This window comes from Nonomuraea fuscirosea, assembly GCF_035917475.1.
Taxonomy (GTDB): domain Bacteria; phylum Actinomycetota; class Actinomycetes; order Streptosporangiales; family Streptosporangiaceae; genus Nonomuraea; species Nonomuraea fuscirosea.
Map to the genome: position 1 here is coordinate 5,626,284 of NZ_CP109074.1, position 20,568 is coordinate 5,646,851.

Consider the following 20,568-nt stretch of genomic DNA (forward strand, 5'->3'; position numbering starts at 1 on the left):
AGCACTCCGACGCCCACGCAGACGCCACCGGGAGGCGAGAGCGATGTGGGACCAGCCCGGCCGACACAGCCGCCGCCGACCACGCCCCCGCCCGCGGACGACGACGGCCCGTCCGAGCCGATGCCAGACACGCCCACGGCCGACACCCCCGCGGCACAACCAGGCTGCGGCGGGATCGGGTTAGACGTCGGCGTCGGCGACCTGCTCGACCTCGACGTCTGCCTGCTCGGGTGAGATCGGCACCGGGATCATCTCGACGCTGGCGGGGTCGAACCCAGGGCCTCGCCGCATCGCTGGGAGGATGATCACCCGATAGAGGGCGCGCACGGTCTCGGCGCGGATGTCGATGGGGGTCGCGTCCCACTGGTCGCGGGTGATGCCCGCCATGCGGATCAGGAGCCGCTGGCGGGCAGTCGCCGCTTGTCGGCTTCGCAGCTCGGTAATCCTCTTGTCGAAGCTGGCGAGTGCCACCACTACATCACCCGCGTCGAGGCCCGGATGGTCGGCGAGATTCCGCAACTGCTGCTTCGTATCGGCCTTACGCCTTCTCAGGGCCACGATCTCGGCGGCCGCTCCCGGCTCCGGCCCCAGGACCATCGTCAGAAGGTCTGGGGCCTGGAGCCGGCGCAGCACCCGGCCGATCACGTACTCGTCCAGGTGGGCGACGCTGCGGGAGACGCGCCGGGTGCACTCTTCGTCGCGGCAGTAGTAGAGCTTCATAGGCTTGCCGACGCGCTTACGGCCCGTCGCCGGCTTCGTGTGGACGCCAGTGCCGCAGGAAACACACTCGGCGATGCCGGTGAGCAGGTAGTGGCGGCCTGGGCCACCGTGAGACTCCTGGCCGTTCTGGCTGAGAATTCCCTTGAGATCCTCCCACTCTTCCAGTGTCACGATTGCGGGCCAGACGGCCGGGTGGAGCGTGCCATTGCGGTCGATGAGGCCAGCGATACGTGGCGACCGGATGATCTTCTTGAGGACGACGGCGCGCCACCGGCCGCCCTCGGTTGTGGTGGACACCGTGTTCAGCCAGCGGATCGTGCCGTTCAAGGAGAGCCCGCCTCGCAGCTTCGTGAGCGCCTCGCGAAGGATCGGGAACTCGTCGGGGTGGGCCTGGTTCGTGTCGTAGATGGGCTTGCCGGTGATGCCCTTCTTGCCGGTGGGAACCCCGTATCCGAAGGGCCGCTTCCCGCCGCTCCACGCTTCGCCCTTGGCCGCTTTCGCGTCCACGCCTCGCTTCACCCTGCGGGACGTGGACGCCGACGACTTGCATGCCTGGGCGACCTCAATACGGAGGATGAAGCGATCGTCCTCGCTGGAGAGGTCACGCACGCCCTGCGGGGATGCGAGCGCGACCGATCGGTCGTCGGCCAGCTTGAGCAGTTTCTCCAGGTCCCACGGTTGTCGCATCAGGCGGTCACCATGCCAGACGAGCACGCCGTCCACGTCTCCGCGTTCGATCGCTTCGAGAAGCTTGTCCCAGCCGGGCCGTTTGCGGTTACGCTGCCAGGCGGAACGGGAGTTGTCCCTGTAGATGTGACGTTCATCGATGGGCCAGGCGAGGCGATCGGCGAGCTGGCGGCAGTCGTCCTCTTGCCGCTCAACCTTCTCCACCGACCCATCCGGGGCATAGCTGAGTCTGCAGTAGATCGCGGCAGCTTTCGGCATGATGTGAGTATAGGTGCAGACTTGACATTCAGCGGCATGATGATCCTGCTGCACCTGTTCTCCGGCTGGCTCGGCGACCTGGCCGCGGTCCTGCCCTGGGCCGCGATGGTGCAGCTGCCCACCGACCTCTACCTGGGCAAGGCCGCCGTGGCGCAGACGCTCGCCCTCCAGGCGCTCTGGGCCGTGATCCTGATCGGGCTCGGCACGGCCGGCACCAGGGCGATCCGCCACAAGGTGGTGATCCAGGGTGGTTAGGACGTACTTCCTGCTGCTGTGGACGTGGACCAGGGCCGCCGCCGCCTACCCCGCCTCGTTCGCGCTGATGAACCTGCTCGGCTTCGTCACCGCCGCGATCGACGTCGCCGTGATCCTGGTCATCTTCGCCAACACGACCACGCTCGCGGGCTTCTCCCGCGACGAGGTCCTCTTCCTGTACGGCGCCGCCGCCCTGGCGTTCACCATCTGCGACACGTTCGTCAGCAACATCGACCGGGTCAGCGCGCACATCAGGGCCGGCACCCTGGACACGTTCCTGATCAGGCCGGTCAGCGCCTGGATCCAGCTGACCGCCGACCGGTTCCAGATCACCCGGCTCGGCCGCATCCTCCAGGCCGCTCTCGTGCTCGGGTACGCGATCACGGCGCTCGGCCTCGACTGGCGGCGCGGCTGGATGATCCCGGTCATGGTGCTCACCGGGATCGTCATCTTCGGGGCGCTGTGGACGCTCGCCGGCGCGGCGCAGTTCGTGCTGACCGACGCGCCCGAGGTGGTCAACGCCTTCACCTACGGCAGCTATCAGCTCAGCCAGTATCCGCTCGGCATCTACGCCCGCGACGTGGTCAGGGGCGTGACGTACGTGCTCCCGCTGGCCTTCGTCAACTGGCAGCCGGGCCTGTACGTGCTGGGCCGGGACGATCCCTTCGGGACGCCCGAGTACACGCGTTTCGCCGGGCCGGCCGCCGCGCTGGTCCTCGCCCTGGTGGCCGCGCTGGCCTGGCGGCAGGGCGTCCGGCACTACCGATCCACGGGGAGTTGACGTACATGATCGAGCTTGACCAGGTCGGACGGTCGTTCAAGGTGAAGCGGAACGTCGTGCACGCCGTGCGCGACCTGTCCTTCACCGTGTCGGCGGGCGAGTTCGTCGGCTACCTGGGGCCCAACGGCGCGGGCAAGTCCACCACGATCAAGATGTTGTGCGGCATCCTGACCCCCACCACGGGCCGGGTCCGGGTGGCCGGGCTGGAGCCGGCGCGCCGGCGAACCACGCTGGCCCGGCGCATCGGCGTGGTCTTCGGCCAGCGGACGACGCTGTGGTGGGACCTGCCGCTGAAGGACAGCTTCGAGCTGATCAGGCACCTGTACCGGGTGGAGCGCGGCGCCTTCGCCGCGCGCCTGGCCGAGCTGACCGAGACGCTCGACCTGGGCGGCTTCCTGCGCACGCCGGTGCGCCAGCTGAGCCTGGGCCAGCGCATGCGCGGCGATCTGGCGGCGGCGCTGCTGCACGCGCCGGACGTGCTGGTGCTGGACGAGCCGACGATCGGGCTCGACGTGGTCAGCAAGAACGGCATCAGGGACTTCCTCAAGCGGCTCAACGCCGAGCGGGGCACGACCGTGCTGCTGACCACGCACGACCTCGGCGACATCGAGCGCCTGTGCCGCCGGGTGATGCTGATCGACCACGGGCGGCTGGCGTTCGACGGCACGCTCGACGACCTGATGGCCACGGCCCCCGAGGAGTCGTCGATCGAGGACGTGGTGACCCGCCTCTACACCGGCGGCGCCTCCAGGAGCGGGACCGGCTAGTAGTAGCTGCCCTCCGGCGTGGTCTCGTAGTCCTCGTCGAGCTCGTCCTGCCGGCGCGACCAGCGCGACGGCATCAGGACGGGGATGAACAGGGCCACGCCGATCAGGGCCAGGACGCCGGTCGTGAGCATGGTCCTGGCGCCGAAGCCGGCGTCGCGGATGATCTGGTTGACCGAGGGCTCGGAGGGGATCAGGGAGAGCGCCCGGTTCATGTCGAGCGCGTAAACGACCGTCCAGGCCAGCAGGACCAGGGACGGGACGAACGTGGCCAGCGGCGAGATCCGGCCCGCCGTCACGAGCCCGAAGACGAGCCCGACGGCGGCCATCGCGCCCAGCGCGATCCATATCCTCTGCATGTCGGGAGGGTTCGCCGCCGCGTTCCCCACGGCCTGCTGCACCGCCCAGCCCCCGCCTCCCAGCACGGCGACCGTCACCACAAGCCCGATGAGCAAACCACCTAAGTGCCGCAACGTTCTCACCTCTATGTCAACGTGGATCGGCACGACCCTAGCGACAAATGCCAATTTCGGACATGGCATTGAGCAGTCTGGAACTCGAGGTCTCAAGCAACCCTGCCCCGTGAGAGCATGGGGCACACCCATGCGTGCGCAACTCCCCCTGAGGCTTGCGCGGACGGCCGCCTTCGCCGCCGTCTGCGGGGCTCTGGCCGCGCTCGCCCACGTCCTCGGCGGCGGATCGGCGCCCGCGCCGGCGACCGCCGCGCTCGGGTTCTGCGGCGTGGCCGCGCTGGGGCTGGCGCTGGGCGGCAGGGAGCGCTCGGCGGGCACGATCAACCTGATGCTGGTCGGGGCGCAGCTGGGGCTGCACGAACTGTTCGCGGGCGAGGGCGCCGCCTACGTCTCGGTGCACGGGCACGCCCAGGGCGGCCTGGGCGTCAACGCCGGCATGCTGCTCACGCACCTGACGGCGACGGTGCTCACGGGGCTGTGGCTGTCGCGCGGCGAGGCCGCGCTGTGGTCGCTGCTGCGCCGCCTCGGCCGGCGGCTGACGCCGCTCGCGGCCGTGCGCGTTCTCGTGCCGCGGCCGTGCGCGGCGATCGTGCACACCAGGGTGGTTCCGCTGCAGCCGGGTTTCCGGCACAGCATGGCCAGGCGGGGTCCTCCACTTCCCGCCTGAGCCTCTGACACCCGGTCCGTCCCCCCGAACACCAAGTGGAGATTCCCCATGTCCTTCGTACGCCGTGCGGCGACCGTGCTCGCCGCCACCACCGCCCTCACCGCCGGCCTGGCCCTGCCCGCGCTGGCCCACGTCACCATCCAGCCGGGCACCGCCGAGGCGGGCGGGTTCACCAAGGTCGCCTTCCGGGTGCCCAACGAGCGTGACGACGCCTCGACCACCAAGATCGAGGTCAGCTTCCCCGCTGACCACCCGCTGGCCTTCGTCTCCGTCAAGCCCGTGCCGGGATGGAAGGTCAAGGTGACCGAGGGCAAACTGCCCGCGCCGGTCAAGACCGAGTACGGGGATCTGGAGGAGGCCGTCACCAAGGTCGTCTGGTCGGGCGGCAAGATCGCCCCTGGGGAGTTCCAGGAGTTCGAGGTGTCCATGGGGCAGCTGCCCAAGGACGTCGACTCGCTGTCGTTCCCGACGAAGCAGACGTACTCGGGCGGCGAGGTCGTGGACTGGTCGGATGCCCCCAAGACGGACGGCACGGAGGCCGAGCACCCGGCGCCGCTGCTCAAGCTGGTGCCCGCCGCCGACGAGGGCGCCGCCGCCGCGACCACCGCTCCCGCCGTCGCGCCGTCGGTGAGCCCGGTCGCGGCCGGCACCGCGTCGTCCTCTGACTCCTCGGACGGCACGGCCCGGCTGCTCGGCGGGGCCGGGCTGGTCGTGGGGATCGTCGGCGTGGTGGTCGGCTTCCTCGGGCTGCGCCGCCGCCCGTCCGCCTGAGCCGGCCGTCCGGGCACACCCCTCCGGAGCCCGGCCTGCCACAGGCCACCGTCGCTGTCCCCGCGCCAAGCGCGCGGGGACGGCCCGGTATCAGGCGGCGGTCAGGCGGCGGTCAGGACGTGATGTCCTTGCCGGAGAAGCGCGCCCAGGCGATCGTGCCGAACAGCAGGATGTAGGCCCCGAACGTGAGCAGCCCGTCCGCCAGCGCCCCCGTGTCGATCGGGCTGCGCAGCACCGCGTCGAAGTTCGTGAACTTGGTCGGCAGCAGGTACGGCGTGATCGATCCGAGCTCGGGGATGGCACGCAGCACCTGGCAGACGATGACCAGCACCATGGTGCCCGCGATGGCCCCGATGGAGACCTCGGTGAACGTCGACAGCGCCAGCGCGATCGCGGCCAGCGCCGCCATGCCGGCGCCGACGTACCCGACGGTGATGGCGATGCGCACCAGGCCGTCCAGCACCGGGATCGTGGTCCCCGACAGCAGCGTCACCGGCCCGGCGGGGAACAGCACCAGCCCCGTCAGCAGCGCCGACAGCGCCACGACCGCCGTCACCGCGTACGCGTAGACGACCGCGTTGAGGTATTTGACGGCCAGCAGCCGGGTGCGCCCGGCCGGCGCGGCCAGCAGGTAACGCAGCGTCCCGCCGCCCGCCTCCCCCGCGATCGAGTCGCCCGCCACCACGCTGATCGCCACCGGCATCAGCAGCAGCACCAGGAACGAGAACGACGCGAACGTCAGCATCAGGCTGTTGCCCGCGACGGCCTGGATGATCCCGCCCATCCCGTCGTCGGAGCCGCCGACCAGGCGCAGCGCCACACCGATGACGACCGGGACGGCGGCGAGCACGGCCAGCATCACCAGGTTGCGCGGGCGGCGGAAGGTCAGGCCCAGCTCGGAGCCGAGCAGCCGCCAGAACGCCCACGTCGCCCGCGCCGCGGAACCGCGGCCGGACGGCGCGGAGGGCCCGGCGGCTGCGGAATGATCGGTCGCGGGTTCTTCCGTGCGCTCGGTCGTCCGCATGGTCTCCGTCACCGGCACCAGGCCGGGCGTCCGCCGTGTGGCCGTCGAGGTCGCGCTTTCAGCCGTCGACATCGAAGCCCTCCCCTGTCAGTCCCACGAACACGTCCTCCAGGCTCGGCCGCACGACGGCCAGCCCCCGTACGGCCACGCCCTCCCCCACCAGAGCGGCGTTGATCTGCTCCGGCGCGTGCCCGCCCAGCTCCGCCAGCACCTGCCCGCCCTCGATCCGCACCTCGGCCAGGCCGAGCGAGTCCAGCACGCGCGCCGCTCCCGGCTCGTCAGGGGTCTCCACCCGGATGCGGGTGACCAGGCCGCCGTTGAGCGAGGCGATCGTGCCCTGCGCGACGAGCTTGCCGGCGCGCATGATCGCGGCGTGCGTGCACATCTGCTCGACCTCGGCCAGCAGGTGCGAGGAGACGAAGACCGTGGTGCCGTCCGCGGCGATCTCCTTGACCAGCGCGCGTACCTCGCGGGTGCCCTGCGGGTCGAGGCCGTTGGTCGGCTCGTCCAGGATGAGCAGTTCGCGCGGGCCGAGCAGGGCGGCGGCGATGGCCAGGCGCTGGCGCATGCCGAGCGAGTAGTTGCGGTAATGCTTGCCGGCCGCGGCCGACAGGCCGACCCGCTCCAGCGCCTCCTCGACCCGGCGCCTGACGGTGCCGCGGACCGCGTAGGGGTCGGCGGCGTCGAAGCGCATGAGGTTGGCCGTGCCCGACAGGTACGGGTAGAAGGCCGGGCCCTCGACCAGCGCCCCCACCTTGGGCAGCGCCTCCGCCTGCGGCAGCCCGAGCACCGAGTAATCGCCGGCCGTGGGCGCCACCAGGCCGAGCAGCATGCGGATCGTCGTCGTCTTGCCCGAGCCGTTGGGCCCCAGGAAGCCGAAGACGGAGCCGCGCGGCACCGCCAGGTCGAGGGCGTCCACCGCGACCTGGCCGCCGCGGAAGCGCTTGGTCAGCCCCTCGGTGACGATCGCGTCCCCGGAGGGCGGGGCCGCCCCGAAGGGCGCCCCCGCTTCCTGCATGACGGCGGTCACTTGGTGCCCGCCGCCTTGGTGATCTCCTCCGGGGTGACCGCGCCGACCAGGAGGCGGCCGTCGTCGGTCAGCAGGGCGGTGACGAGCTTGGTCTTGATCAGCTTGCCCGAGCCCCACGTGCCGCTCACCGGGGTGGCGGACTTCAGCACGCTGTCCAGCAGCGCCTGCGGGTCGGCCCCTTCGCCGAAGTGCTCGCCGGGGCCGCCGGGCGTCGCGGACGCGTCCGGCGTCCCGGTGGCCGCGGCGGTCAGGTCCGACAGGGAGAACGGGATCACGGCCACGCTCGCCCAGCCGTCGCCGACGACCTTGGCCTCGCTCGCGACGCGCTCGGCGTGCTCGGCGTGCTGCTCGGCCTGCTTGCCGCGCATGTCCTCCAGGCCGATCGTCCTCTCCTCCACCTTGGCGCCCGCGGGCGGGGTGAAGGTGAAGTTCTCGGCCGCCGGCGGCGTGAACGTCACCTGGGTGAAGCCAAGCTGGAAGGCCGGCTCGGCCGAGCCCTTGGCGTACACCTGGACCTGGAGGGGGACGTACGTCTCGCCGTCGAGCGCGATCCGCACCTCCTGCACCAGCGAGCCCTCCTCCTTGGGCGACAGCACGAGCTGGTAGACCGGGCGGCCCGCCACCTCGGCGTTGTTGATCACCCGGACCGCGGTGTGCTCGTCGGCGTGGGCCAGCACCCGCTCGGCCACCTGCTGCGGGGTCAGGTCACTGGGCTGCGGCACCGGCGTGGCCGGCGTGTGCGTGTCGCCCTTCTTGATGGTCAGCTTGGTCGCGGTGTTGGTGGCGCTGTCCCAGTACCAGCCCTCGCCGCCGTTCAGGATCAGGTTGGTCTCGTTGAGCTGGGTCGGCATGGCCACCCTCAGCTTGTCGGCGGCGCCGAACCAGACCTTCACCTCGTGCGAGCCCGACAGCAGGCTCAGCGGCGAGGCCGAGCCCGACGACGGCAACGCCGGCAGGCCGAGCGAGGACGTCTGCTGCACCGTGCCGGACATCGGCGCGGCGCCGCCCTCCTTGTTGGTCGCCGCCACCGCGTCGGCCAGTAGTTGTGCCGCCGAACGTTCCGGCAGCGCGGGCTCACCGCTCACGGCGGCGATGACGGGGCCGGCGCCGATCGCGGCTCCGATCACGGCCGCGGCCGCGATCGGGACTCCCCACCTCACGAACGTGCCTCTGCGCATTTCACTCCTTAACGGTATGTCGATGCCCAGAGCCTGCGTCATGGATCCTGTGGCGGACCTGAGACAGTCTGAGATGGCTCTCAGCCTTCTCAGCGTTGTCTCAGGGCCGGAACAGGAGAATCGCCACATGAGGGTACTTGTCGTCGAGGACGAGCGGCGGATGGCCGCCGCGCTCCAGCGGGGGCTCCAAGCCGAGGGGTTCGCCGTGGACCTCGCGCACGACGGCGAGGAGGGCCTGTACGCCGCCAGGCAGGGTGACTACGACGTCGTGGTGCTGGACATCATGCTGCCCCGGCTGTCGGGCTACAACGTGTGCAAGCAGTTGCGCGCCGAGGAGAACTGGGTGCCGATCCTGATGTTGTCCGCCAAGGACGGCGAGTACGACATGGCCGACGGCCTCGACCTGGGCGCCGACGACTACCTGACCAAGCCGTTCTCGTACGTGGTGCTGGTGGCCCGGCTGCGGGCGCTGATGCGGCGCGACGCCGGGCGGCGGCCGTCGGTGCTGAGCGCCGGGGACCTGTCGCTGGACCCGGCCAGGCGCAAGGTCGAGCGGGGGCAGAACGCGATCGAGCTGACGCCCAGGGAGTTCGCGCTGCTGGAGTACCTGCTGCGGCGGCGCGACGAGGTGGTGTCGAAGTCGGAGATCCTGGAGCACGTGTGGGACACCTTCGACACCGACCCCAACGTGGTCGAGGTCTACGTCGGCTACCTGCGCCGCAAGATCGACGCCCCGTACGGGAGGAACGCGCTGCAGACCGTGCGCGGCGCGGGCTACCGGCTGGCGGGCGACGGTGGCTGACTCTCCGCTGGCCTGGTGGCGGCGGCAGGGGCTGCGGTTCAGGCTCACGGTGGCCGCCGCGGCCGTGCTCGCGCTGGCGCTCGCCCTGTCGGCCTCCGTGCTGGTCAGCGTGCTCGAACGAGCCCTGATGGACACCGTGGACGAGTCCACCAGGCAGCAGGCGCAGGCGGTGCGGGTGGCAGCCGACGGGGGCACGCTGACCAGCCCGATCACCACGCACGACGGCACGCTCGTGCAGGTCATCGACGACCGGGGGCGGATCACGCACGTCACGTACGGCACCGACCGGCTGGTGCCGCTGCTGGACGCGCGGGCCAGGGCGAAGGTGCTGGCGGAGGGGAAGGCGACGCTGCTGGACGGGCGGCCGTACGCCATCCCGGGGTTCCTGCGAGTCATCGTGCTGCGCGCGGACCGGGGGCAGACGGTGGTGGCGGCCAGGCCCATCTCCGAGATCCAGACCAGCCTCGTCACCGCCGGGAAGGTGCTGCTGATCGGCACCCCGGCGCTGGTGGTGCTGCTGGCGGTGGCGAGCTGGCTGATGATCGGCCGGACGCTGCGCCCGATCGCGGCGCTGCGCAAGGGAGCGGCGGACATCACGCACACGGCCAGGTCGCGCCGGCTGCCGGTGCCCGAGTCGCGCGACGAGGTGCACTCGCTGGCCACCACGCTGAACGGCATGCTGTCCCGGCTGGAGGAGGCCGAGCAGCGTCAGCGGGGGCTGGTCTCCGACGCCGCCCACGAGCTGCGCAGCCCGCTGGCCAGCATCCGGCTGCAGCTGGAGGTGGCGCTCGGGCATCCGGAGGGGCAGGACTGGCGGGAGACGGCCGAGGGCGTGCTGGAGGACACCCTGCGGCTGTCCCGGCTGGCCGAGGACCTGCTCGCGCTGGCCAGGCTGGACGAGCGCGGCGGCGTGCCCGCGCGGCGCGAGCCGGTCGACCTCGACGAGGTGGTGCGGCAGAGCGCCGACCGCTACGCCGAGGCCCGGCTGACGGTCTGCGACCCGGTCGTGGTCCGCGGCGACGCGCTCGACCTCAGCCGGGTGCTGACGAACCTCATGGACAACGCCGTACGCCACACCGCCTCGAAGGTCGAGGTGGCGCTGACCGCCGACGGCGTCCTGACGGTCACCGACGACGGTCCCGGCATTCCCGCGCAGGACCGTGAACGGGTCTTCAACCGCTTCACCCGGCTCGACACCGGGCGCAGCCGCGACGAGGGCGGGGCCGGGCTGGGCCTGGCCATCGTCAGGGAGACCGTGCGGGCGCACGGCGGGACGGTGTCGCTCGAAGACGCCGAGCCGGGACTGCGGGTCGTGATCACCCTGCCCGTCGCCCGCGGCTGACCCCTGCGGATGCGCGCGGGCCAGACCGGTTGTGTCCTGTCGGGGCACGGGACCCTGGTCAGCCGGCGGGCCGCGTGCTAGGCACGAGGCATGCGCGTATCACGGGTGCGGGTTCGCGGGGAGGTGCTGCGGATCAGGAGCTGACAGCGGATTCCGGTGACCCTCAGGGGCACGGCGTCGTCGCCGGGCCCCCTGGGCTCGGTGTCTTCCAAGCCCTGTCAGTTGATCGTGGTGCGGCTCGTCGGGGGATGGACATGGAGCGTTCCGAAAGTGGTCAGGCGGCTGTCCCCTTTTCTGCGGTGGCCAGGAAGTCCTGGGCGATGAGCGGCAGGCGGCGGCGGGCGTGCACGACCGCGATGACGCGGCGCACAGCGGGTTCGAGCGAACGCACCACCAGGCCCGCGCGTCCGGCCTGCTCGGCCATCCCGCGGTACCACAGCAGCGAGGCCTGCCCGGCGCGTACGGCGTTGAGCCAGCCGTTGCGTTCGTCGGTCTCGAGGACGACGACCGGGGTGACGGCGTACTTGCCGAACATGGCGTCGAGGTCCCTGCGCCGCATGCTGCCGCGGGCGGGCAGCGCCAGGCGCATGCCGTGCAGTTTGCCCATCGGCACCGGGTTGGGCAGTTCGAGCCCCGGCGGCGAGATCAGCACGATCTCCTGGCGTTCGAGCGGATGGGTGATGAGGTCGGTGGGCACGGGAAGGTCGGTGAGACCCAGGTCGGCCCGCTGATCCCGGATGGCGCTGACGACGCCGTCACGGCCGTCGCAGCGGACGATGTGCACGCGCACTCCCGGATGCTCGGCCGCGTAGGCGGGGAGCAGCCGTCCGGCGAGGCCGGGTTCGAGGCTCGGGGTGGCGGCGATGCGGAGTTCCGCCTCGGTGGCCGTGCTCTGGTTGGCCAGGCCCTCGATCTCGTGGACCGCGTCGAGTGCCTCCCTCGCCAGCTTGACCACCCGGCGTCCCTGCGCGGTGACGACCACCCCGCGTCCGGAACGGGCGAAGAGCGTCATGCCGAGCTCACGCTCGAGATCGCGGATCGCGCGAGACAGCGCAGGCTGCGCGATGTAGAGCGATCTGGCCGCGTCGGTCATGGTGCGGTGCTCCGCTGTCGCGACCACATAGCGGAGCTGCTGGAGATTCATGCCAAAGAAGCTAGGACACCGCCCGCCGCCGGGACCGGGAGATAGCGGAGATCACCTCGAATGATTTCGGACTGTAACCGAGCACGGCTACATCCGTGACGGGTGTTAAATCAGTATGCTTTTGCCCCAAATTTGCCAAGGGTCCGACAAGTCGAGTCACAAAGCAGGCATCGCACTCATCGGGGTAAACGGGGAGACAAGGTGACAGGGAACGGGCAGTATCCACCCCCGCCACATGGGCCAGGACAGCCACAGCGACCACCCTCGTTGCCCTGGCCGCCGCCCGGTTACCGGCAGCCGGGCGGCGGCGGTCAGGGCGCTCCCCCGCCACCACCGCCGCCTCCCCCGCCGCCGCCTCAGGGGCGCCCGTACCATCCCGCGCCGACGCGTCCGCAGGAGCAGCCGTACCCGCAGCACGCCCGGCCGGCCTACAGGCCGCCGCAGGGACCGCCGCAGGGTCCGCCGCAGGGACCGCCCCAGGGACCGCCGTACGGACGTCCGCAGTACGGGCCTGGGCCGGGGTACCCGCAGCAGCCGCCTCCTCCGCCGCCGCCCCCCATGCCGCCGCCCCAGCAGTGGCAGCGGCCGCCGCAGAAGAAGCCGGGGATGGGCGTCGCGGGGGTGCTCGGCGCCGTCTTCGGGTCGCTGGCGGCGCTCTTCGTGCTGCTGGTCATCGGGATCGCGGTGATCGGCAACGCGTCGAGCTCGGAGACCTCGACGCCGGTCGCGATCCCGACGTACGACCCCGACGAGTACGAGCACACCCCGGATCCGAGCGACCGGCCCACCGAACGTCCCACCGAGCAGCCCACGGAGCAGCCCACGGAGCGCCCGACGGAACGGCCGACCCAGCGGCCGACGACGCGTCCGACGACGCCCGCCCGGGTGTCGGTGAACACGAGCCTGCGCAACAACACGATGTACCGGGCCGGCTCGCTGCCCCGGCTCAACTGCCGCGGCGGCAACGTCAACCAGTTCAACCACGGCCAGCTCAAGGCGCTGATCCTGAAGACCGGCAGGTGCATGGACAAGGCGTGGCAGCCGATCCTGGAGAAGCAGGGCATCCGGTTCCGCCCGCCCAACTACGCCATCGCCTCCAGGAAGGGCAGGGGCGCCTGCGGCGACTATCCGTCGCCGGGGAGCATGGTGCCGTACTACTGCCCGCGCAACAGCACCATCTACGCCTCCACCTCCGCGCTGGCGTCGGGCGTCGGCAACGCCCCCGGGTACGGCGAGATCATCAGCTGGCACGGCGGCACCATCAGCATGATGGCCCACGAGTACGGCCACCACGTCCAGAACATCACCGGCCTGATGAACTCCTGGTGGTCCTCGACCCTGGAGTCCAGCAGCCAGAGCGGCAAGCTGGCGCTGAGCCGCCGGCTGGAGCTCCAGGCAACCTGCTTCGCCGGCATGTGGATGCGGTCGGTCGCGTCGTCGTACCCGGTGAGCACCGCCCAGCGCAGCCGGCTGTTCTGGTTCTACGGTCAGGTCGGCGACTGGCCGGGCCGGCCGCGCGACCACGGCAAGCCGGCGAACAACAATCTCTGGTTCCGCCAGGGGTGGGAGAAGAGCAAGACATACCAGTGCAATACGTGGCTGGCGAGCTCGTCGACGGTCTCCTGACAGCCGCGTGGCGTTCATCTCATGTTGAGCACATGTCTCTGTTGTCCATATATGGGGACTAGAATCCTGGCAATCTTGTGCCCATCGGGGGGCAAACGTCAGTTTTGCCTGGTAGACGCGTAAGGAGCCGGGTGTGAGCAATCGCGATGGGGTAGACACCGTGCCAGAAGGCAAGAAACGGCGCCCCATCCGACGAACGCGGCCGAGCGCCCAGCGGGGCGCCGGCCGTGCCAAAGGCGCTCCCGCCGCCCCGCGCTTCGCCAAGCCGCTGACGCCGGGCGCCGTCCTCGGCTGGACCGCGCTGTCGGCCATCGTGCCCGGCGCCGCCCACCTGCGGGCCGGGCACCGCCGTACCGGGCTGATCCTGGTCAGCGTGTACGCGGTGCTGCTGCTGGGGGCCCTGGCCTACGGCCTGAGCGTGGCCGGCGACCTGTCGAACGTGGCGGGCCTGGCCGGCGACGGGGCGATGCTCGCGGTGGTCATCGGCTCCTCGGTGCTGGCCCTGGCCTGGTTCGCGCTGCTGGTGACCTCCTACGTGGCGCTGGGGCCGAACAAGCTGCCCCAGCAGGGCCAGATCCTGACCGGCATCGTGGTGGGCCTGCTCTGCGTGACCGTCATGTCGCCGTTCGCGCTGGCCGCCAACAGCGTGCTGACCGTGCGCGACGCGGTCGGCGCGATCTTCCCCTCGGAGCCCGACTCCGACACTCCCGCCGTCGCCCAGAACCCGGAGGACCCCTGGGACGGCAAGGAGCGGGTCAACTTCCTGCTCATCGGCGGCGACGCGGCAGGCAACAGGACCGGCGTGCGCACCGACAGCATGAACGTGGCCAGCGTGGACCTCAAGACCGGCACGACCGTGCTGTTCAGCCTCCCGCGCAACCTCCAGCACGTCCGCTTCCCCCCGTCCTCGCCGCTGCACAAGCAGTTCCCGAACGGCTTCATGGCCGAACTGCCCAACGGCGGCCTGCTCAACGAGGTCTGGCAGTACGCCACCGACAACCCGCAGCTCATGGGCGGCCGGAACAAGGGCCCGCGGGCGCTGATGGACGCCATCGGCTACACGCTGAACCTCAAGATCGACTACTACATGCTGATGAACATGTACGGCTTCGCCGACCTGGTGGACGCCATCGGCGGCCTGCGGATCCGGGTGGAGCAGGACGTCAAGTGGGGCGGCCTGTACGGCACCGCCGGCGTCATCAAGGCCGGCGAGCGCAAGCTGACCGGCGAGCAGGCCCTCTGGTACGGCCGCTCCCGCGTCGGCAGCGACGACTTCTCCCGGATGAGCCGCCAGCGCTGCGTCATCGGCGCCTTCGCCCAGCAGGCCACGCCCACGGTGATCCTGACCAGGTTCAACAAGATCGCCGGCGCGGCCAAGCGGCTGGCCCAGACGAACATCCCCCGGCACCTGGTGCAGCCGCTCGTCGAGCTGGCCGTCAAGGTCAAGGAGGCCAAGATCACCAGCCTGCAGTTCGTGCCGCCGGAGTTCTACTCGGGCCGGCCGGACTGGGCGAAGATCCGTACCGCCACGAAGAAGGCGATCAACGACTCGCTGCGCCCGGCCCGGCAGGCGCAGACGGCCGGCGTCAGCGCCTCCCCGAGCGTGACGGCGTCCAGGACCCGCACGGTCACGCCGCAGCGTCCCACGCAGACGCCCACCCGCAACTCGCAGCGGGCCGGTGCCAAGGGCCTCGACGAGCTCTGCGGCCTCTGAGCCCACGCCTCTTGGGAGCAGCGTCACGGCGAAGGCCCTTGTAAGGCGCCAGGAGCACGATCCCGGGGCCGCGGGCGCCCGGGGTGAGCCCGGGGGTCAGCCGAAGGTCACCGGCAGGCTCACGGGCCCGCGCACGGTCAGGCTGGCCCGCCAGCGCAGGCGTTCCCGCGGCACCGCGAGGGCGAGCCCCGGCAGGCGGACGACCTGGCTCAGGGCGGCGCGGCCGGTGACGCGGGCCAGCAGGGCGCCCAGGCAGTAGTGCGGCCCGTGGCCGAAGCTGAGGTGGGCGTTGTCGGTCCGGGTGAGGTCGGGCAGGTCGGGGTCGGCGAAGCGGCGCGGGTCGCGGTTGGCGGCGGCCAGCGCCACCAGGACCGGCTGACCGGCGGGCAGGAGCACGCCGCCCAGCTCCACCGGCTCCAGCGGGAAGCGCCAGGTGGCCAGCTCGACCGGGCTGTCGTGGCGCAGCAGTTCCTCCACGGCCGATTCGATCAGCTCGGGCCTGGCCCGCAGCAGCTCCAGTTGCCGGGGGTGGCGCAGCAGCGTGTACGTGCCCAGCGCGATCAGCCCGACGGTCGTCTCGTGCCCGGCGACGAGCAGCAGGAAGATCATCGACAGCAGCTCGTCCTCGCTGAGCCGGTCGCCGTCGAGCGCGGCGGCGGTGATCGTGCTGATGAGGTCGTCGCCGGGCGCGTGCCGCCTGCCCTCGACCAGCCCGCGCACGTAGCCGGCCAGCGCCCGCAGCGCCTCGGGCCGGCTCTCCCCCGGCACCGCCTCGGAGGACACCACCGCCGTGGTCCACCGCTGGAAGTCCGTCCGGTCGGCCATCGGCACCCCCAGCACGTCGCACAGCACGCCCGACTGCAGCGGCGAGGCGAAGCCGGCCACCAGGTCGTCGCCCGGGGCCAGCCCGGCGGCGAGCGCGCGGGCCGCCTCCTCGATCCCCGGCCGCAGCTCCGCCAGCCGGCGCGGGGTGAAGAAGACGGAGACCAGGCGGCGCAGCCTGGTGTGCTCGGGCGGGTCGGTGGTGAGCAGGTGCGTGCCGAGCCCGGCGCGGTCCTCCAGCGGCCGGCCGCGCCCCGCCTCCCGCCAGTCGGCGGGGGCGTGCCGCGGGTCCTTGCTCAGCCTCGGGTCGGCGAGCGCGGCCCTGGCGTCGTCGTAGCGGGTCACGAGCCAGCCGTACAGTCCGCCGCGCAGTTTCACGAAGTGGGGCGCGCCCGTTTCGCGCAGCCCGGCGTAGGCGGGATAGGGGTCGGCGAGCAGCCCTTCGTGGCCGGGCAGCATCTCCTCCAGCATGCGTCCTCTCCGGGTGAGCCGATCCGGCGTCGGAACGGGGTCGCGCGAAATCCAGTCATGTCATGAAAGCGGCCCGCGGGGCGACGCGGCAACCCGCGGGCCGATTCCCCGGCTGTTCGCCGAGCTGTCCGGAAATCCCGCCGGCGCGTGCGGCGCTCATCCGGCCGTGGCGGGAGTTCCGGGAATCGCACTGGTGCCGCCCGGGTCGGCCGCACCCGGGCGACGGGCAAGCTGAATTTCCCTTTTCATGACGCCGATCACCGTTATCCGGAAAGCCTGATGTCTCTACCTCACCTCGCGATCGGCGACAAATCAACCGTCGCCGAAAACAAATCCCCTGACCCGCGGTCAAGCGATCGCCGAAATCAATTCCGGTATTCGCGGCGGCCGGTCACACCAGGGCGGAGTTCTTCTTCGGCAGCAGGACGAGCGCGCCGACGTAGAGCAGGGCCGCCACGATGAGCAGGCCCTTGTAGCCGATCACCAGCGCCACGTACTCCAGGCAGCCGCCGACCATCGCGCCCAGCAGGTTCGCGCCGAAGGAGGTGGTGGCGTCGGCCGTCTCGGCGAAGCGCTTGGCGAAGATCACGTTGGCGGCGAAGATGGGCAGGAACGCCACCGTCACGGCGGCCACCGCGCGCACCGGGAGCGGCAGGCCGAGCAGCCACTCGTTCGGCACGAGCCAGGCCAGCAGCAGGCCGGCGAAGAGCACGCCGTACATGACCGGCAGGGGCGGGACGCGGAAGCGGCGGGTCACCTCGACGGCGGCGAGCACCGCGACGAGCACGCCGGCGAAGACGATCGCGTTGACCACCCAGGTGGTGCCGAACAGCAGCGCGAACCCGGTCACGCTCTTGGTCTCCAGCAGCATGAACCCGACGCCCAGCAGGAACAGGTCCGCGTACGGGCGCATCCGCCGGTACGGGCCGGCCACCACGCGCACGGCGAGCAGGCTGACGATGAGGATCAGGCCGAGCGTGATGACGTAGATCGGCGGGATCGTGGCGTCCTTGAGGTAGAGGAAGGGCCGGTCGTCGCCGGCCGGCTCGGGGGTGCCCGCGGCCGCACCCGGCCATTCGGTGGCGCAGCGCTGGTCGGCGGCGCCCAGGCCGGCGGTGATCACGGCCTGCTGCCCGGCGGTGCTGACCACGTCCACGCACGGCTTGTGGCCGAACGCGCGCTGCATGGTCGAGGCGAGCCGGTCGACCAGCCAGCTCTCCCGGTAGTAGTTGTACATCGAGAACGTGCCGCCCGGCCGCAGGTGGGCGCGGGCCGCCCGCATGGCCTCCTCGGTGAACAGGTAGCTCTCCAGGCGCAGCGAGCTGGCGCCGGAGACGAGGGTGAGCGAGTCGGGCAGGGCGAACAGGATCAGGTCGTACTTCTCGCCGGTGCGCTCCAGGAAGGCGCGGCCGTCGGTGACGTGGGTGGTGACGCGCGGGTCGTCGTAGGGCCGGTCGGGGTGGACGGAGCCGCCGAGCTCGCGCAGTTTGGGGTCGATCTCCACGGCGTCGACGCGGGCGGCGCCCTTGGACAGGGCGATGGCCACGTCGGTGCCGCTGCCCGCGCCGACGATCAGCACGTCCTTCGGCGGCTTGGTGGTGCGCTCGTACGGCAGGCCGTACTGGGCCTCCCACTGCAGGCGGGCGGCGGCGGGCACGGCCTGCTGGTGCGGGATGCCGTTGACCGCGATGTCGGTGACGGGGATGCCGAGCTGCTGCAGCTGCCTGGTGGTGACCTTGTAGTAGGGCGACCAGAGCGCCCCGGCGGTGAGCGTCTCGGCCAGCAGCAGCCCGACCACGGCCACGGCGGGCACGACCACCATGAGCACCCACGGCACGGGCGGCCGGGGCACCAGGAGCAGGCCGTAGCAGACGGCCGCGATCAGCCCCCAGAACACCGGCGGCGCGCTCAGGAACGACAGCGCGGTGAACGCCGCGATGCCGGTGAGGCTGCCGATGAGGTCGTAGCGGTAGGCCTCCAGGCGGGGCAGCTCGGGAAAGCACCGCCCGACCAGCTCGGCCGGCCCCATGAGCACCAGGGCCGCGGCGCAGAAGATCACCGGCAGGATCGCCCAGGCGGGCGGCCCGCTGGTGGCCAGGCTCGTCCAGTACAGGACGCCTTCGGTGTTGCGGTCGACGGTGACGGGGAAGGTCAGCACCACGATGACGAGCAGGGCGAGCACGACGGGCGAGTAGTAGGGCTGCCGCCGCGAGCGCCCCACGCGCAGGAAGCCGAGCCCGATGCCGAGAAACGACCCGAGCAGCACGAAATTGGTGAAATAGCTGAGATGGACGATGTTGGACCCGGTCCACCGGATCAGCGCCAGCTCTAGGAAGAGCATGAAGGCACTGGCGAGGACGAGCCTCGGCCGCACCGCCAGCCAGTGTGCTTTTTCCCCGTCGTCGACCGGCTTCTGCGCCTGGAGCGTCATGATGTCTCACCGTAGTGAACGGACGGAAAACAAGGAAGTCCGACGCCCCGGGAGAAACGCCGGCCGCTTCACGGCGAAAGGGGCGTTCGGCCCTTCCTCACTCCTGTTCGCGGTTGAACACCCGGGTGCCGATCGTCAGGCTGATCGCGGTGAAGACGACGGTGACCGCCACGCCGGTGGCCACGGTGCCGGTCGCGTACCGGCCGGCGAACAGGTCGCGCAGCGCCTCCAGCACGTAGCGGAACGGGCTCAGGTAGGACAGGCCGTCGAGCCAGCCCGGCGCCATCGACATCGGCAGCAGCGCGCCCGACAGCAGGATCAGCGGCATCACGGCGGTGCTCATCACCGGCGCGAAGAGGTTCTCGTCGATCGTCAGCGCGATCGCGTACGACAGCGCGGCCAGGCTCGCCCCCAGCACGACGACCAGCACGAAGCCGGCCGCGAGCCCGGCCGCCGGCGCCCGCAGGCCGAGCGCGAAGGCCACCGCGAGCAGCAGCGCCGTCTGCAGGACCAGCGTGACGACGTTGTTGAGCACCCGCCCGAGCAGCAGCGCCAGCCGGCTGGCGGGGGTGACGCGCAGCCGTTCCAGCACGCCCATGCGCTTGTCGAAGACCACCCCGAACCCGGCCATGCCCGTGCTGAGCAGCCCGAGCTGGAGGATCAGGCCGGGCACCAGCGTCTCCCACGTGCCGAACGTGGCGAAGATGGGCCCGAACAGCACCAGGAACAGCAGCGGCTGGATCGCGCCGAAGGCGATGCCGACCTTCTGCCGCAGGGTGACGCTCAGCCCGTGGCGGAACAGCACCCACGTCTCTCGTGGCATCAGGCCTCCTTGCCGGTCGGCACGTCACTCTGCGCGCGCGGCGACCTGCCGGTGATGTCGAGGAACACGTCGTCGAGCGTGCGCCCGCCGGTCTTGAGCGCGGCCGGGGCGCCCTCGGCCACGATGCGGCCGTGGTCGATGATCAGCACCCGGTCGCAGAGCGCGTCGGCCTCGTCCAGGTAGTGGGTGCTGAGGAACACCGTCATGCCCTGATCGGCGCGCAGCGAGCGGATGAGGTCCCACAGATTGGCCCGGCTCTGCGGGTCCAGGCCGGTGGTCGGCTCGTCGAGGAAGAGCAGCGCCGGATCGTGCAGCAGGGCGAACGCGATGTCGAAACGGCGGCGCTGTCCGCCTGACAGGGCGGCGGGGAACGCGGTCTCAAGGCCGGTGAGCGCCATCCTGGCCAGGACCTCCTCCGCCCTGGCGGCGACCTCGCGCCGGCTCAGGCCGTACAGCATGCCCTGCAGCTCCAGCTCGCCCTTCACCGGCGAAACGGGGGGCATGGCGCCGCTCTGGGCGACGTACCCGATGCGGCGGCGCACCTCCTTCGGCGCGCCGATCAGGTCGTGGCCGGCCACCGTCGCGGTGCCCGCGGTGGGGCGCAGCAGGGTGGTCAGCAGGCGCATCGTCGTGGTCTTGCCGGCGCCGTTCTGGCCGAGGAAGCCGACGATCTCCCCCGGCTCCACGGAGATGTCGACGCCTCTGACGGCCTCGGCGCCGCCCCTGAAGGTCTTGCTCAGACCCTTGGTGTTGATCATTGTATCGCCTCCAAAATTTAAGTAACC

The 20,568-nt window shown here is 71.3% G+C and carries 19 protein-coding genes; 9 read left to right on the top strand and 10 right to left on the bottom strand.

Annotated elements, in window-relative coordinates:
• Nucleotides 1–180 precede the first annotated feature (180 nt).
• The gene (locus OIE67_RS25715; RefSeq protein ID WP_326644581.1) at nt 181–1,665 is read right to left on the bottom strand and encodes a recombinase family protein; all 1,485 of its coding nucleotides are present in this window, start codon (nt 1,663–1,665) and stop codon (nt 181–183) included.
• A gap of 21 nt (nt 1,666–1,686) precedes the next feature.
• On the opposite strand from OIE67_RS25715, the gene OIE67_RS25720 reads away from it, so the two are divergent.
• The 3 genes from OIE67_RS25720 to OIE67_RS25730 are packed head-to-tail and all read left to right on the top strand — an operon-like array spanning nt 1,687 to nt 3,468.
• A complete protein-coding gene (locus tag OIE67_RS25720; RefSeq protein ID WP_326644583.1) occupies nt 1,687–1,920 on the top strand; it encodes a hypothetical protein in 234 nt (77 codons plus the stop codon).
• Complete coding sequence (locus OIE67_RS25725; RefSeq protein WP_326644585.1) at nt 1,913–2,701, top strand: ABC transporter permease; 789 nt, start codon at nt 1,913–1,915, stop codon at nt 2,699–2,701. The genes OIE67_RS25720 and OIE67_RS25725 overlap by 8 nt, the downstream gene beginning before the upstream one ends.
• Nucleotides 2,702–2,706: 5 nt before the next feature.
• Nucleotides 2,707–3,468, top strand: a complete 762-nt coding sequence (locus tag OIE67_RS25730; RefSeq protein ID WP_326644587.1) for an ABC transporter ATP-binding protein — start codon at nt 2,707–2,709, stop codon at nt 3,466–3,468.
• On the opposite strand, the gene OIE67_RS25735 is transcribed toward OIE67_RS25730, so the two are convergent.
• Nucleotides 3,465–3,920 carry a hypothetical protein gene (locus OIE67_RS25735; protein ID WP_245956085.1) on the bottom strand — a complete coding sequence of 152 codons (456 nt, stop codon included), beginning with the start codon at nt 3,918–3,920 and terminating at the stop codon, nt 3,465–3,467. The genes OIE67_RS25730 and OIE67_RS25735 overlap by 4 nt on opposite strands.
• Nucleotides 3,921–4,068: 148 nt before the next feature.
• On the opposite strand from OIE67_RS25735, the gene OIE67_RS25740 reads away from it, so the two are divergent.
• Complete coding sequence (locus OIE67_RS25740; RefSeq protein WP_326644590.1) at nt 4,069–4,605, top strand: MFS transporter; 537 nt, start codon at nt 4,069–4,071, stop codon at nt 4,603–4,605.
• Between the two features lie 48 nt (nt 4,606–4,653).
• Entirely contained in the window at nt 4,654–5,376 is a 723-nt protein-coding gene (locus OIE67_RS25745; RefSeq protein ID WP_326644592.1) for a YcnI family copper-binding membrane protein, read from the top strand.
• A gap of 112 nt (nt 5,377–5,488) precedes the next feature.
• Here the strand turns inward: OIE67_RS25745 and OIE67_RS25750 are convergent, their stop codons facing one another.
• Genes OIE67_RS25750 through OIE67_RS25760 form a run of 3 tightly spaced genes read right to left on the bottom strand, consistent with a single transcriptional unit; the run spans nt 5,489 to nt 8,608 of the window.
• Nucleotides 5,489–6,472: an ABC transporter permease gene (locus OIE67_RS25750; protein ID WP_326644594.1), complete on the bottom strand. Its 984-nt coding sequence runs from the start codon at nt 6,470–6,472 to the stop codon at nt 5,489–5,491.
• A complete protein-coding gene (locus OIE67_RS25755; protein ID WP_326644596.1) occupies nt 6,459–7,430 on the bottom strand; it encodes an ABC transporter ATP-binding protein in 972 nt (323 codons plus the stop codon). Before OIE67_RS25755 ends, OIE67_RS25750 begins: the two co-directional genes overlap by 14 nt.
• Nucleotides 7,427–8,608, bottom strand: coding sequence for a LolA family protein (locus OIE67_RS25760; protein ID WP_326644598.1), 1,182 nt, complete (start codon nt 8,606–8,608; stop codon nt 7,427–7,429). The genes OIE67_RS25755 and OIE67_RS25760 overlap by 4 nt, the downstream gene beginning before the upstream one ends.
• Nucleotides 8,609–8,735: 127 nt before the next feature.
• Here OIE67_RS25760 and OIE67_RS25765 point away from each other — a divergent pair, with 127 nt between their 5' ends.
• On the top strand, nt 8,736–9,410 hold the full coding sequence (locus OIE67_RS25765; RefSeq protein ID WP_106244969.1) for a response regulator transcription factor: 675 nt from the start codon (nt 8,736–8,738) through the stop codon (nt 9,408–9,410).
• A complete protein-coding gene (locus OIE67_RS25770) occupies nt 9,403–10,752 on the top strand; it encodes a sensor histidine kinase (RefSeq protein ID WP_106244971.1) in 1,350 nt (449 codons plus the stop codon). The genes OIE67_RS25765 and OIE67_RS25770 overlap by 8 nt, the downstream gene beginning before the upstream one ends.
• Before the next feature lie 274 nt (nt 10,753–11,026).
• On the opposite strand, the gene OIE67_RS25775 is transcribed toward OIE67_RS25770, so the two are convergent.
• Entirely contained in the window at nt 11,027–11,896 is an 870-nt protein-coding gene (locus tag OIE67_RS25775) for a LysR family transcriptional regulator (protein ID WP_106244972.1), read from the bottom strand.
• Nucleotides 11,897–12,502: 606 nt separating this feature from the next.
• Between OIE67_RS25775 and OIE67_RS25780 the strand changes: the two genes are divergently transcribed.
• Together OIE67_RS25780 and OIE67_RS25785 are read left to right on the top strand one after the other, a co-directional pair.
• Nucleotides 12,503–13,522: a neutral zinc metallopeptidase gene (locus tag OIE67_RS25780; RefSeq protein ID WP_326644604.1), complete on the top strand. Its 1,020-nt coding sequence runs from the start codon at nt 12,503–12,505 to the stop codon at nt 13,520–13,522.
• Between the two features lie 133 nt (nt 13,523–13,655).
• Nucleotides 13,656–15,236, top strand: a complete 1,581-nt coding sequence (locus OIE67_RS25785; protein ID WP_326644606.1) for an LCP family protein — start codon at nt 13,656–13,658, stop codon at nt 15,234–15,236.
• Between the two features lie 96 nt (nt 15,237–15,332).
• On the opposite strand, the gene OIE67_RS25790 is transcribed toward OIE67_RS25785, so the two are convergent.
• From OIE67_RS25790 to OIE67_RS25805, 4 genes are all read right to left on the bottom strand, one after another.
• Nucleotides 15,333–16,529, bottom strand: a complete 1,197-nt coding sequence (locus OIE67_RS25790) for a cytochrome P450 family protein (RefSeq protein WP_326644608.1) — start codon at nt 16,527–16,529, stop codon at nt 15,333–15,335.
• 391 nt (nt 16,530–16,920) lie between these two features.
• Nucleotides 16,921–18,960 (bottom strand): spermidine synthase, encoded by a 2,040-nt coding sequence (locus tag OIE67_RS25795; protein ID WP_326644610.1) that lies wholly within the window; start codon nt 18,958–18,960, stop codon nt 16,921–16,923.
• A 97-nt stretch (nt 18,961–19,057) separates the two neighbouring features.
• Nucleotides 19,058–19,783 carry an ABC transporter permease gene (locus OIE67_RS25800; protein ID WP_326644613.1) on the bottom strand — a complete coding sequence of 242 codons (726 nt, stop codon included), beginning with the start codon at nt 19,781–19,783 and terminating at the stop codon, nt 19,058–19,060.
• Complete coding sequence (locus OIE67_RS25805; protein WP_326644615.1) at nt 19,783–20,541, bottom strand: ABC transporter ATP-binding protein; 759 nt, start codon at nt 20,539–20,541, stop codon at nt 19,783–19,785. The genes OIE67_RS25800 and OIE67_RS25805 overlap by 1 nt, the downstream gene beginning before the upstream one ends.
• Nucleotides 20,542–20,568: the final 27 nt, after the last annotated feature.

Excerpts from the sequence above, each read along its gene's own strand:
- OIE67_RS25795 (WP_326644610.1), bottom strand. The coding sequence starts at position 18,960 with ATGACGCTCCAGGCGCAGAAGCCGGTCGACGACGGGGAAAAAGCACAC.
- OIE67_RS25805 (WP_326644615.1), bottom strand. The coding sequence starts at position 20,541 with ATGATCAACACCAAGGGTCTGAGCAAGACCTTCAGGGGCGGCGCCGAG.
- OIE67_RS25775 (WP_106244972.1), bottom strand. The coding sequence starts at position 11,896 with ATGAATCTCCAGCAGCTCCGCTATGTGGTCGCGACAGCGGAGCACCGC.
- OIE67_RS25800 (WP_326644613.1), bottom strand. The coding sequence starts at position 19,783 with ATGCCACGAGAGACGTGGGTGCTGTTCCGCCACGGGCTGAGCGTCACC.
- OIE67_RS25780 (WP_326644604.1), top strand. The coding sequence starts at position 12,503 with ATGGGCGTCGCGGGGGTGCTCGGCGCCGTCTTCGGGTCGCTGGCGGCG.
- OIE67_RS25745 (WP_326644592.1), top strand. The coding sequence starts at position 4,654 with ATGTCCTTCGTACGCCGTGCGGCGACCGTGCTCGCCGCCACCACCGCC.
- OIE67_RS25750 (WP_326644594.1), bottom strand. The coding sequence starts at position 6,472 with ATGTCGACGGCTGAAAGCGCGACCTCGACGGCCACACGGCGGACGCCC.
- OIE67_RS25765 (WP_106244969.1), top strand. The coding sequence starts at position 8,736 with ATGAGGGTACTTGTCGTCGAGGACGAGCGGCGGATGGCCGCCGCGCTC.
- OIE67_RS25760 (WP_326644598.1), bottom strand. The coding sequence starts at position 8,608 with ATGCGCAGAGGCACGTTCGTGAGGTGGGGAGTCCCGATCGCGGCCGCG.
- OIE67_RS25715 (WP_326644581.1), bottom strand. The coding sequence starts at position 1,665 with ATGCCGAAAGCTGCCGCGATCTACTGCAGACTCAGCTATGCCCCGGAT.
- OIE67_RS25790 (WP_326644608.1), bottom strand. The coding sequence starts at position 16,529 with ATGCTGGAGGAGATGCTGCCCGGCCACGAAGGGCTGCTCGCCGACCCC.
- OIE67_RS25730 (WP_326644587.1), top strand. The coding sequence starts at position 2,707 with ATGATCGAGCTTGACCAGGTCGGACGGTCGTTCAAGGTGAAGCGGAAC.
- OIE67_RS25740 (WP_326644590.1), top strand. The coding sequence starts at position 4,069 with ATGCGTGCGCAACTCCCCCTGAGGCTTGCGCGGACGGCCGCCTTCGCC.